This is a genomic window from Streptomyces monticola, from assembly GCF_042665355.1.
Lineage (GTDB): Bacteria > Actinomycetota > Actinomycetes > Streptomycetales > Streptomycetaceae > Streptomyces > Streptomyces monticola.
The window spans coordinates 400,745-412,810 of record NZ_JBHTCF010000002.1 but is presented as its reverse complement, the minus strand read 5'-3'; the positions used below and the strand labels follow the sequence as shown (position 1 = coordinate 412,810).

General features: G+C 71.6%; 10 protein-coding genes. 2 read left to right on the top strand and 8 right to left on the bottom strand.

The window, feature by feature from the left end; all coding sequences use genetic code 11:
* Positions 1-38: 38 nt before the first annotated feature.
* From ACFQVC_RS07320 to ACFQVC_RS07310, 3 genes are all read right to left on the bottom strand, one after another.
* Complete coding sequence (locus ACFQVC_RS07320; protein WP_381827790.1) at positions 39-1,562, bottom strand: acyl-CoA synthetase; 1,524 nt, start codon at positions 1,560-1,562, stop codon at positions 39-41.
* Positions 1,563-1,635: 73 nt separating this feature from the next.
* Positions 1,636-2,499, bottom strand: a complete 864-nt coding sequence (locus ACFQVC_RS07315) for an amidohydrolase family protein (protein ID WP_381828308.1) — start codon at positions 2,497-2,499, stop codon at positions 1,636-1,638.
* A gap of 71 nt (positions 2,500-2,570) precedes the next feature.
* Entirely contained in the window at positions 2,571-3,488 is a 918-nt protein-coding gene (locus ACFQVC_RS07310; protein ID WP_381828305.1) for an SDR family NAD(P)-dependent oxidoreductase, read from the bottom strand.
* A gap of 392 nt (positions 3,489-3,880) precedes the next feature.
* Here ACFQVC_RS07310 and ACFQVC_RS07305 point away from each other — a divergent pair, with 392 nt between their 5' ends.
* On the top strand, positions 3,881-4,306 hold the full coding sequence (locus ACFQVC_RS07305; RefSeq protein ID WP_381828302.1) for a MarR family winged helix-turn-helix transcriptional regulator: 426 nt from the start codon (positions 3,881-3,883) through the stop codon (positions 4,304-4,306).
* Positions 4,307-4,418: 112 nt separating this feature from the next.
* On the opposite strand, the gene ACFQVC_RS07300 is transcribed toward ACFQVC_RS07305, so the two are convergent.
* From ACFQVC_RS07300 to ACFQVC_RS07280, 5 genes are all read right to left on the bottom strand, one after another.
* The gene (locus tag ACFQVC_RS07300) at positions 4,419-5,363 is read right to left on the bottom strand and encodes an ornithine cyclodeaminase family protein (protein WP_381827787.1); all 945 of its coding nucleotides are present in this window, start codon (positions 5,361-5,363) and stop codon (positions 4,419-4,421) included.
* A 144-nt stretch (positions 5,364-5,507) separates the two neighbouring features.
* Positions 5,508-5,885: a cupin domain-containing protein gene (locus ACFQVC_RS07295; protein ID WP_381827785.1), complete on the bottom strand. Its 378-nt coding sequence runs from the start codon at positions 5,883-5,885 to the stop codon at positions 5,508-5,510.
* Positions 5,886-5,986: 101 nt separating this feature from the next.
* Positions 5,987-6,826 carry a M23 family metallopeptidase gene (locus tag ACFQVC_RS07290; RefSeq protein WP_381828299.1) on the bottom strand — a complete coding sequence of 280 codons (840 nt, stop codon included), beginning with the start codon at positions 6,824-6,826 and terminating at the stop codon, positions 5,987-5,989.
* Positions 6,827-6,922: 96 nt separating this feature from the next.
* Positions 6,923-7,441, bottom strand: coding sequence for an ArsR/SmtB family transcription factor (locus ACFQVC_RS07285; protein ID WP_381827783.1), 519 nt, complete (start codon positions 7,439-7,441; stop codon positions 6,923-6,925).
* Positions 7,442-7,865: 424 nt separating this feature from the next.
* The gene (locus tag ACFQVC_RS07280; protein ID WP_381827781.1) at positions 7,866-11,300 is read right to left on the bottom strand and encodes a molybdopterin-dependent oxidoreductase; all 3,435 of its coding nucleotides are present in this window, start codon (positions 11,298-11,300) and stop codon (positions 7,866-7,868) included.
* Between the two features lie 324 nt (positions 11,301-11,624).
* On the opposite strand from ACFQVC_RS07280, the gene ACFQVC_RS07275 reads away from it, so the two are divergent.
* The gene (locus tag ACFQVC_RS07275; RefSeq protein ID WP_381827779.1) at positions 11,625-12,062 is read left to right on the top strand and encodes a nuclear transport factor 2 family protein; all 438 of its coding nucleotides are present in this window, start codon (positions 11,625-11,627) and stop codon (positions 12,060-12,062) included.
* The last annotated feature ends 4 nt before the right edge of the window (positions 12,063-12,066 follow it).

Sequence of the window (12,066 nt, the reverse complement as noted above, 5' to 3'; positions counted from 1 at the left end):
GGTACGGGAGTGCCCGGGAGTTCGTGGGGACGGCCGGCTCAGGGCGTGCCGTGGCGTTCGCGCAACAGCGGCTTGCGGAGTTTCCCCGAGGCGGTGCGCGGCAGCAGTTCACCGGCGATCACCAGGGACCGGGGGGTCTTGTACGAGGCGAGCCGTCCCGCGAGGAAGGCGCGCAGGTCGTCGAGGGTGGGCGGTTCGCCGGGGTCGGCGGGGACCACGACGATCCGTGGCACCTCGCCCCAGTCGGCGTCGGGTACGCCGATGACGGCGCACTCGGCGACGGCCGGGTGGGCGCCCGCCGCCTCCTCGACCTCGGCGGGGTAGATGTTCTCGCCACCGGAGATGATCATGTCCTTGAGCCGGTCGACGACGGTGAGATGGCCGTCGGCGTCGGCGCGCGCGATGTCGCCGGTGTGCAGCCAGCCGTCCCGCAGCGCGGCGGTCGTCGCTTCGGGCCGCCCCCAGTAACCGGCCATGACATGCGGCCCGTTGACCAGGACCTCACCCTCCTCCCCCACCCCGGCCTCGCTGCCGTCGGGGTGCGCGAGGCGTACATCGGTGAAGAAGTGCGGAACGCCCGCGCTGCCGGCCTTCCTTGTGGCGTCCTCGGCGTCCAGGAACAGGACACCGGGCGATGCCTCGGTCATCCCGTAGCCCTGCTGGAAGAGCAGACCGCGGCGCTGGTAGGTGTCGATGAGCGGCCGTGGCACGGGCGCGCCGCCGCACAGCAGGGTGCGGAGCGAGGACAGGTCGGCCGACGGCCAGCGCGCGCTGGCGGCCATGCGCTCGTACATCGTGGGGACGCCGAACATGGTGGTGATCCCGTGCCGCTCGATCAGGTCGAAGGCGTCGTCGGCGTCGAAGGACTCGACCAGGACACAGCTGCCGCCCTTGAGCAGCACGGGCAGGGCGAGCATGCCGAGCGCCGCGGTGTGGAAGAGCGGTGCGGACACCAAGGCCCGTTCGTCGGCGGCGAGTTCGGCGTCGACGAGGACGTTCACGGCGTTCCAGGTGAGATTGGCGTGCGTGAGCATGGCACCCTTGGCGCGGCCCGTGGTGCCCGAGGTGTACATGATCAGGCAGAGGTCGTCGGGCCTTACGGGCTCGTCGAGCGGAAACGGTACGTCAGCGGCTGTGGACGCAGACGTGGCTGTGGCGAGCAACTCCTCATAGGCCGGGCCGATTTCCACCGTGCGGAGTCCGGAATCCGGCGTGGGCACGAGCGGGGCGAGCGACGGCGCGTGCAGGAGCAGGCGCGCACCGCAGTCGTCGAGCTGGCTGCGGATCTCGTCCGCGGCCAGGCGGGTGTTGAGGGGGACGAAGACCGCGCCGAGCAGTCCGCAGGCGAAGAGCGTTTCGAGGTACGCGGGGTGGTTGGGGGTGAGGCAGGCGACCCGGTCGCCGCGCTCGATGCCGGCGCCACGCAGGGCGTACGCGAGCCGGGTGCTGCGCTCGTTGAGCTCGCGATAGGTGTACGAAGTGCCGTCGTGGACGAGGGCGGTGCGGTGCGGGGTCTTGCGGGCGCGGCGGGCCGGCCAGGAGCCGAGTCCCTCGTTGCGCATGGCGGTGCCCTCCCTTCTGGTGGGCTCTGATGGGCCGCTTCTGGTGGGCTCTGACGGGCTGATGCTCAGCCCGTCACAGGCCGAGGAGCCGGACCGCGTTCTCCTTGAGGATCTTGGGCCGGACATGGTCCTTGATGTCGAGCTTGGCGAAGTCGGCCAGCCAGCGGTCCGGGGTCAGGACCGGGAAGTCCGAGCCGAACAGGACCTTGTCCTGGAGCAGGCTGTTGGCGTACTTGACCAGCTGGGGCGGGAAGTACTTCGGGGACCAGCCCGACAGGTCGATGTGCACGCCCGGCTTGTGGGTGGCGACCGCGAGCGCCTCGTCCTGCCAGGGGAACGACGGGTGCGCCAGGATGATCTTCAGGTGCGGGAAGTCGGCGGCCACGTCGTCGACGTGCAGCGGATTGGAGTACTTCAGGCGGATCCCGCCGCCGCCTGGCAGGCCCGCGCCGATGCCGGTCTGCCCGGTGTGGAACAGGGCGATGGTGCCGGTCTCCTCGATCACCTCGTAGAGCCCGTACGCGAGGCGGTCGTTGGGGAAGAAGCCCTGGATGCTGGGGTGGAACTTGAAGCCCCGCACCCCGTACTCCTCCACCAGGCGCCGTGCCTGGCGCACCGCCGCCTTGCCCCGGAAGGGGTCGAGGGAGGCGAAGGGGATGAGGACGTCGGAGTGCGCCGCGGCGGTTTCGGCGATCTCTTCGTTCGGTACGGGCGGGGTGCCGGTGGCGGACTCGGCGTCGACGGTGAACACCACGGCGGCCATGTCGCGTTCACGGTAATAGGCCGCCATCTGCGCCACGGTGGGCTTGCGTTCACCCTCGACCTTGAAATACGCGCTGGAAGCGTCATGGAGGTCGTCGCCGAGCGAGGCGCCGCCGGAGGCCGAGACCTCGGCGTGGGTGTGGACGTCGATGGCGCGCAGCCCTGCGACGTCCATCGGGCCCGCACCGGCCGCGGGGTCCGGGGCTTTCCCAGTCGCGGTCATCGGGGTTCCACCGGTCGCGGGCATCAGGCCTCCACCGGCTGCGGAGCCGGGATGCCGACGGTCTGGGTGGCACCGGCCAGGCTGTGGCGCCAGGCGGCAGCGATGGTCTCCGGGCGCCAGCCGCCGTCCGCGTAGGCCGTGTTGACCTCCTGGGGGTGGGACCACAGGGAGAGCTTGTCGCCGCCGATGCCGATGCACTGCCCGGTCACCCCGCGTGCGGCGTCGGAGGCGAGGAAGGCGACGAGCGCGGCACAGTCCTCGGCCGTGCCGAAGCCCTCGCCCTTGCGCAGCGCGTCCGGCAGCGGCGTGCCCTGGCGCAACGCCTCGACGTACGGGGCGAAGGCGGGAATGGTCTCCGTCATGGCGGTGGCGGCGACCGGCACCACGGCGTTGACGGTGATGTCCGCCTTGGCCAGCTCCATCGACCAGGTGCGGGCCATGGCGGCGATCCCGGCCTTGGCCGCGGCGTAGTTGGTCTGCCCGAAGTTGCCGCGCTGCCCGGCCGGCGAGCCGACGAGGACGAGGCGGCCGCCCTCGCCCTGCTCGCGCATCCGCCGGGCGGCGGCGCGGGCGCAGGTGAAGGTGCCGCGCAGGTGGGTGCTGATGACGTCGTCGAAGTCGTCGTCGGACATCTTCCACAGCACCCGGTCGCGCAGAATGCCCGCATTGGTCACGAGGATGTCGAGGCGCCCGAACTCGGACACGGCCCGCTCCACGAGCAGGTCGGCGGCTTCGCTGCCGCCCACGGCAGCGGCCTGCGCCACGGCCCGTCCGCCCGCCGCAGGACCGGCGGCCTCGGAGACGGCCTTCGCCGCGCTCTGCGCGAGCTCCTCGTCGAGGTCGTTGACGACGACGTCGGCTCCGGCGCGGGCCAGGGCGATGGCGTAGGCGAGACCGAGTCCGCGCCCGGCTCCGGTGACCAGGGCGACCTTGCCGGTCAGGTCGACGGAGCTCGGACCGGAGCCGGGGGCGGCACCCGAAGCGGCACTCGCGTCGGAGCCTGCAACTGCACTGGTTTCAGCGGGAGTTGAGGGGGTGTCGGGGTGGGGCACAGCAGTCCTTCCGATGGCATGCGGGCCGTCGGGCCGACGCGGCTGCAAGCCGTCGCGGCGTCGAGGCGTCCAACGAGAAGGAAGCTAAGACCAATAATTGTTGTCGTCAATAGTTGTTGTGCGATGAGGATCTGGGGCATGCTGACCAGGGCGGCGGCCACCGGCCCCACCGCCCGCACCCTGCCCGCCGCCCGCCCGGCCACGACCTGGAGAACGTCATCAGCAGCGAACCCACCCCCAGGACCCCCTCCGCACGGCCCGTGGACGCGGACGAGCCATGGATGCGCGCGCTGCACACCGACACCGGCTATCTCCTCTACCGGCTCGGCCTGCGCTCCGGACAGCTCTTCAACGCCGCGCTGCAGGAGTCGGGTCTGCGGCTGCGGCACTACGCGCTCCTGCGTTACCTCGCGACCGTCGAGGGGGCGCTGCAGCGCGAGTTGAGCGCCGCGCTCGGCTACGACCCGAGCGCGATCGTCGGCCTCGTCGACGACCTGGAGGAGCTGACCTTCGTCGAGCGCGCCCCGTCGCCCTCCGACCGGCGCAGCCGCATCGTCGTCCTCACCGAGAAGGGCCGGGCCTTCCTGCGCGACACCGACGACGCGAGCCGCCGCGTCACGCAGGAGCTCACCGAACCGCTGTCCGCGCGCGAACGGGAGACATTGCAGGCGCTGTTGGCGCGGGTGGCCGAGCACGGACCGAGCTGACTCCGCGCCGGACCCACGTCAGCGCGGGTGAGCCGGATCCCTCAGGACCGGTGAGACCGGATCCCTCAAGACCGGTGAGCCGGATCCCTCAAGACCGGTGAGACCGGATCCCTCAAGACCGGCTGGCCTCGTACGCGGCCGAAGCCACCGCCAGGTCCTGCCACGCCATGCCCACGCCCTTGAACAGCCGGGGCCGGCCGGGCTCGACGGCCACCTTGCCGGAGACCAGACCGGCCAGGTCACCCGCGATGTGGTCGGTCCGGAACGCTCCTTCACCGAGCGGGATGATCACGTCCCCGGCTTCGTTCAGCGCCGCCGCCCGGCTCTCGACCACCAGGGTGGAGCGGCGCACCAGGCCGCTGTCGACCTCACGGGCCTCCGGTTCGTGCGAGCCCATGGCGACGACGGTGGCGTGGCCGGGCACCAGTTCTCCGGCGAACAGGGGCTCGCGGGCGGTGGTGCAGCAGGCGATGACATCCGCGTCCGCGACCGCGTCGGGCCCGACCGCCGAGGCTTCGAGACCGGCGCGGGCACACTGTTCGAGGAACGCGTCGCGGCGCCCCGCATGCCGTCCCACGACGCCGACATGCGTGATCGGCCGCACGGCCCGCACGGCCTCGACATGGCCCAAGGCCTGCGGTCCCGTGCCGAACACGACGAGGCGGGACGCCTCGGGCGCGGCCAGGTGGTCGACGGCGACGGCGGAGACGGCCGGGGTGCGCAGCGACGTCAGGGCCGTTCCGTCCATCAGGGCCACGGGGATCAGGGTCTCGGCATCGAGCAGGACGTAGATCGCGTTGATCCGCGGCAGGTTCCGGCTCGCGTTCCCCGGCGCCACGGAGGCAAGCTTGACGCCCGCGTACCGGCCGAGCTGGGCGGGCATGAACAGGAGCTGTCCGGCGGGGACTTCGGCGACGGTGCGGGGCGCGGACGCGTCGAGCCAGGACGTATCGCCCCGCAGGGTGTGATCGAGCACCTGGACCGCGCGGTCCATGGGCAGGAGGTGCGCCAGGGCATCCGCGTCGATCCGCGGCAGCGATCCAAGGTCCGATTCCATGGACGTAGCCTCGCATCCCGGGCGCGTGCCCCGATCACCCGGACCCGCGACTCGCGCCGTTACTCACAACCCGCGAATCACTACCCGCGACTCAGGACTCGCGACTCAGGACTCGCGATTCGCGCCGATCAGGGCCGCGCGTCCTCAGCCCTGGCGCTTGGCGACCGTGAGCAGCACGACGGAATCCTCGAGGGCGACGAGTCCGTGCATGGCGTCGGGCATCACCACAAGGTCGTACGGCGCGGCCTCCCAGAAGTCGTCGCCGACCGTGAGGCGGACCCGGCCGCGTACGACGATGACCGTCGCCTCCCCGGGATTCTCGTGCTCGGCGAGGGATGTCCCGGCGCCGAACGCCATCAGGGTCTGGCTCAGCACGTGCCCCCGACCGCCGACGACCGTCCTGGCGCTGCGGTCGGCCCGCGACTCGGCGGCTTTACGCAGCAAGTCCTCGGCGAGGGGCCCCAGCGAGGAGATCTCCGGGGCGTCGCCGGTGGCGGGTGCGGCACTCGTGTCATCGGCCATGAGGCCACCCTGCGCACCGCCTCCCGCGGCCGCACCCGGAGCATGCTCCAGACGGGGCAGGCCGGGAACCGTCGGACGGCGGCGCGAAGCGGGGCGCGAGCTCAGGCGCCCGGCGCCGGTACCTGCGCCTCGGCCGCCTCGAACGTCTCGCCGTTGCGCGGGACGCCGATACCGCGCCAGGTGAAGGGGGTGCCGTTGGCGGTGTTCATGTCGGCGCCGTCCATGAGCTGGAAGTGGACGTGGGGTTCGGTGCTGTTGCCGGAGTTGCCGCACTGGGCGAAGGCCTGCCCGGCGCGCACGCGGTCACCCTTGGCGACGGTGAGCGAACCGCGCTTCAGGTGCGCGTAGAGCGCGTACGTACCGTCGCCCAGGTCGAGGATCACATGGTTGCCGACCACCCGGCGGGCGCCGCCCAGGAAGCGGCCGACGGCCTCGACGACCAGGAAGTAGACGAGCGCGGGCCAGGACGTACGGCTGAGGTGGTCACGCTGGCGGTCGTCGGCGCTGACGACGGTGGCGTCGGCGACGGCGAGCACGTCCGTGCCGTAGGCGGGGAAGTCCTCGTTGCGCCGGGCCAACGGCCACCAGCCGAAACCGGGCCGGGCGCCCGTGGCCGGCTCCGCCACGATGTCGATGGCGTACGCCTGCCCCAAGGCGTGCGTGCCGTGGCTCGGCACCTTGTCGGCCGGGCTGTTCAGGGCCCGCCAGCGGCCGGTGACCGGCGCGGCGACCGCGGCCGCCGCGGCATCGGGCCCGGTCGCCGGGCGCACATGCGCGCCGGCCGGCCGGCGGTTCACGCCCAAGGTGAGCAGTACCCACAGGCCGAGCGGTACCCACGTCCACCCGTACGGAATCTCGACGAAGAAGCTCACGACGAGCAGCGCCAGGTAGACGAACAGGCAGACGCGGGCGGCGCGATGCGAGAACTTCCGCAGAGGCAAGGGCAGGCCCGGTGACTTGGACCCGGACGTGTTGGGCGCGGACTTGGACTCGGGCTTCATTGCTTCGTTCCCCCTCGGGTGGGCCGGGCGCGGTGGTCAGCGCCCGGCGGCGGTCAGCATCACCAGCAGCGGTACGACCCGTTCGGCCGGCACCTCGTAGCGGCCGCGGGCGGCCGCGCGGAGCCAGCCGGCGGCGGTCAACTGCCGTAGGTGGTGGTAGATCTGGCCGGTGGTGCCCGTTCCGTCGAGCCCGGCGAGTTCGGCGGCGGTGCAGCGGCCGCCGAGGATCTCGCGCAGCAGCCGCAGCCGTACGGGCTGGCCGAGCGCCGCGAACGACTCGGCCGCATCCGCCCAGTCACCCTCGAGAACGGCGTCCGTGACCAGGCCGTACTGCCATTCGTAGCGCTTCCCGGCGGGTGTCCTGACGGCGCCGGTGAACAGCACACCGCCGTTGTCGGCACCCAGCGCGGCGAGTTGCTCCTTGAAGCCGTTCAGGGCCCACAAGTCGTCGCCCGGGTCCCGCTGGGGCGAGGGTGCGGGACTCTCCCCGTCGGCCGCCCGCTCCAACGCGGCAAGCCGGCGCGCCAGCTCGTCGACACGCTGCTCAAGATCCACGAGTAGAGGTTACGTAATTACGTAATTCTTAGCAAGGGTCGGCGGAGCACCGCCCTCAACCGCCCTCAGGCCCCTTCCAGAGAACGGCAAGGTGGCGCGCATGCGTCTGTACGGGGCCGCGGGCACCGAGGAACTTGAGAACATGCGCCGAAGACCTCGCCACTACCGGTGGTACGAAGCCTTGACCAGTGACGGGCCGCCCGGGAACTGGGCGCAACAGTGGCCGTCGACCGTCACTTGGTGCCGCTACGAACACAAGGCTGTCCGGGAGAACCCGGCACTGCACATGGCCGCGTGCTCCCACTGCGGGTCCGGGGAACATGCGGCATGCGTGTGTCCGCGACTTGAGGTCCTGGACGTGAACACCCAGAGCACCGACACGAGTTGAGGCACCCCACTGCGGTGCCGTTCCCCTGAGGCGCCCCTACGCGTCGAGGACGAGGTCGGACGTCGGCACGGACTGGCAGGTCAGTACGGAGTCCTCCGGCAGCCCTTCGTCGGGCGTCACCAGATGCGCCGCCTTGCCGGAGAGCACCGGGCAGGCGCAGTTCTCGCACTGGCCGACGCGACAGCCGCTGGGCAGCGTGAGACCGGCGCTCTCGGCCGAGGTGAGCAGCGTGCCGGAGGGTTTGGTCCAGCGCACGGTGCGGCCCGAGCGGGCGAAGGTGACGGTGAACTCCGCGTCGTCCGGCAGGGTTATCTCCTGCGTGGCCGCGCGGAACCGTTCGCTGAAGATCTCGAAGGCGGGGACGCCGAGGGAGCGCAGGCCCGCGGTGAGGGAGTCGAGCATCGGGGCCGGTCCGCACAGGTAGAAGCGGGCGCGGCGGGCGATGAGGTCCGCGGGCAGGGCCTCGGCGGTGATGAAGCCTTCGTGGTCGTAGTCACGGCCCGGGACGTCGCCGGGTGCGGGCGCCGCGTAGTGGTCGATGACGCGCAACTGGCGGATACGGCCCTGGAGTTCGCGCAGGCGGTCACGGAAGGGGTGGTCGGCGGAGTTGGCGTTGCCGTAGTGCAGGACGACTTCGGGGACGGTGCCGCCGGTGGCCGCCAGGGTTTCCAGATAGCTCAGGAAGGGCGTGATGCCGATGCCGCCGGCGAGCAGGACCACGGGGGCGTCGGTGTGGGTGGGGATCACGAACGTGCCGCCGGGCGCGGCCAGGTGCAGACGGTCGCCGACTTTCAGGTCCTGGTGGACGTACGAGGAGAAGGCGCCCTCGGTGATGTGGCGTACGGCGAGGCCGTAGGCGCGGCGGCCGGGGTCGAGGGCCGCGCCGGTCAGGGAGTAGCTGCGGGCCCGCGCCGGTTCCTGTGGGGTTCCGTCCGCGTTCTCGGCGCGTACGTCGAGGTGCTGGCCCGGCCGGTAGTCGGGCAGGGGGCCGCCGTCCGCCGCCTCCAGGCGCAGGGTGCGCACGCCGGGCCCTTCGTCGCCGAGCGCGGTGACCGTGAAGGGGCGGGTGCCCGTCCAGGTGCCGTCGGCGGGCGCGGGGGCGATACGGCAGGCCGCGGAGCGCAGCGGCACGGAACCGCTGAGCGGATCGGAATCGGCGTGGTCGACAAGCCGGTTGAAGTTGCCGCCGGACGCGGACAGCGGGTCGGTGCCGGGCAGGCCCAGGTCGGTCGCGCCCTGCCACCAGCCGTACTCGCCGACCACCACCGACGGGTGCAGCGAGTCGTCGAAGCGGGCACGGAGGCGGATCGACCCGTTCCGGGTGGTCAGTTCCAGCCACTGGCCTTCGCCGATGCCGTGTGCGGCCGCCGTCTCGGGGTGCAGGTCCACCGAGGGGTCGGTGGCGCGGCGGCGCAGGGAGCTGACGGAGCGGTGCTGGCTGTGCAGGAAGTAGCCGTGCTTGGCGCAGGTCAGCACGAGCGGGAAGGAGGTGTCGGTGGGGGTGGGTTCGCGGTGTTCGGGCACGGCCGGGTAGCCGTGGTCGTGCAGCCGCTGCGAATACAGCTCGACGCGCCGGGTGGGAGTGTTGAAGCCGGTGACGAGCCCGGCGTCGTCCTGGGTGGCGTACTTGCGGTGGGCGAGCGGGCGCGGGATGCGCACTCCCCCGGGCTGCTCGCGCAGGTCCTCGACCGTCAGGCCGAGCGGTTCCAGCTGCCAGTTCCAGGCCGCCTCGATATCCCCGTCGAAGAACTGCTCGCCCATGCCGAGGCGGCAGGCCAGGTCGAAGACGAACTCCGTGTCGGAGCGTGACCGGCCCTGCGGCTCGACCAGCTGCGGCCGCAGCTGCACCTGCTCCTGGGCCCGGTGGCCGATCTCGAAGCCGAAGCGCAGCGCCTCGCGCTCGTAGGCGCTGTTCACGGGCAGGACGATGTCGGCGGTGGCGCTGGTCGGGTTGGCGAACAGGTCGAGGTGCACCTGGAATTCGAGCTGCCGCAGGGCTCGCGCGACCCGGTCCGAGTCCGGCTGCGCGACCACGAGGTTGGAGCCGAATCCGATCAACGCCCTTACCGCATAGGGCTGTTGGTCCTCGATGGCCCGGCACAGATCGCCTGCGTTGACATAGCCGAACGAGGGCGGCCCCAGGGGGTGCTTGTCCAGGCCGAGCGCCTTGGCGCGCTGCTCGGGGACGAACTGGCCGAAGTGTGTGGCCGCGTTGTACGGCGGCGGGGGCGCGACGTGGTTGCCGCCCTCGGCGTCGAAGGACCCGGTCAGCGCGTACAGGGTGGCAAGGGCCCGCTCGGTCTGCGAGGCGTTGGCGCTCTGGCCGACACCGGTCCAGCCGTAGTACGTCACCGAACGCGCGGCGCCGATCTCCGCCGCCAGCTCCCGGATCTCCCGCTCGGGTATCCAGGTGGTCCGCGCCACCCGCTCCGCGGGCCATTGCGCGCAGGCGTCGGCGTACTCCTGGAACGCGGGTACGCACTCGACGACGCCGCCGTCCGCGGTCTTCACGTCGACGGTGCCGAACAGCGCGAACCGCTCCGGCCGCTGTGCCGCCTGGCGGGTGTCGTACGCCTCGACGAGCCCGGTGTCCAGGTCATGGACGACGAACCCCTCCACGACCTCTCCGGCGCCCCCGGCCCTCTCGGTCCTCTCGGCCCTCTCGGCCAGCTCATCCGCGCGCAGGAAGCGGCCGGTGTCGCGGCGTACGAGGAGCGGGGCGTTGGTCCACGCGCGGACGAACTCCTGGTCGTACGTGCCCTGTTGGATCAGCAGATGGGCGAGGCCCAGGGCGAGCGCGGCGTCCGTGCCCGGCCGCACCCGCAGCCACTGGTCGGCCCGCAGGGCGCTGGTGGAGCGCCGGGGGTCGACCACGGCGAGTTTCATGCCGCGGGCCTGCGCGGCGGAGACGGCGGCGGACTGGGCGAGCCAGGTCTTGGCCGGGTTGAAGCCCCACAGCAGCGCCAGGTCGGCGTGGGCGTAGTCCGGCGGCGGCAGAGGCGCGCCGAAGGTGAAGGCGTGGGCGAAGTCCTTGTGCCAGTTGCAGATCTCGGCGCTGTAGACGGTGTTGGGGCTGCCGAAGTGGCGTACGAAACGCTCGATCCACTCGGTGGCGTCCGACACGGCGGTACCGCTCGGCGTGGCCACGGCGAAGGCGACCGCTTCGGGCCCGCTCTCGGCCGCGATGTCCGCGACGCGGCAGGCGATCTCGGCCATCGCCTCGTCCCAGGAGATCTCCTGCCAGCCCGGGTCCGGATCGGTCTTGGGGTTCGTACGCCGCAGCGGCGTGGTCAGCCGTCCCGTGCTGTGCGCGATCTCGGGCGCGGACCGTCCCTTGGGGCACATCGCGGCCCCCGTCGGATGCTCCGGGTCGGGACGCACTCCGGTCAGGCGGCCGTCCTCGACGGTGAAGATCGCCCCGCAGCGGGATTTGCAGAGCGTGCAGTATCCGCGCTTTTCCTCGACCGCCATGAGAGACCTCCGCATACGTCCGGCGTCGCTGCCTCCCCCATGAAACCTCCATTTGATCGATCATCTCGGCCGCAGAAGACCTGTATCGGGCGCGGAAGGTCCGCTGCGGAGGGCGCTGCCGGGGGCCCAAAGACCTGCGCGGCCCGGTCGCGGTCGGGCCGCCGCCGGGGCTTGCGAAGCGGACTAGTGGTCCGTTACGGTTCCGCTATGCGGACTGGCGGTCCGTTTCGAGTCGTCGACGTGAGCCATCGATCCGAGTGGTCGATGTGAGCAGTCGATGTGAGTCATCGAGCAGAACGGGGTCGTTCGACCATGCCCATACCCATGCCTGCGACGGCCGCGCCGGTGCCGACGGCACCGGCGGAGCTGTTCCGCCACGGACTGCGGCTGCTGCTGGAGAAGAACATTCCCGCCTGGGTCGACCTGTTCGACGAGGACTGTGTCTTCGAGTTCCCCTTCGCCCCACAGGACTGGCCCGACCGCCTCGAAGGCAAGCAGGCCGTCGCGGACTACATGCGCCACTATCCCGACCACATCGACCTCCACAACTTCCCGCGGGTCGAGATCCACCAGACCACCGCCCCGGAGACGATCGTGGTGGAGATGCGCGGAGTCGGGCGCCTGGTGCAGACCGGACGCCCCTTCGACATGACCTACATCGCCGTGGTCACGGTCGACGCCGGGCACATCACCTCGTACCGCGACTACTGGAATCCGCTCGCGGTCCAGGAGCCGGGCCTCGACTTCACGGAGAACCGTTGAGAAC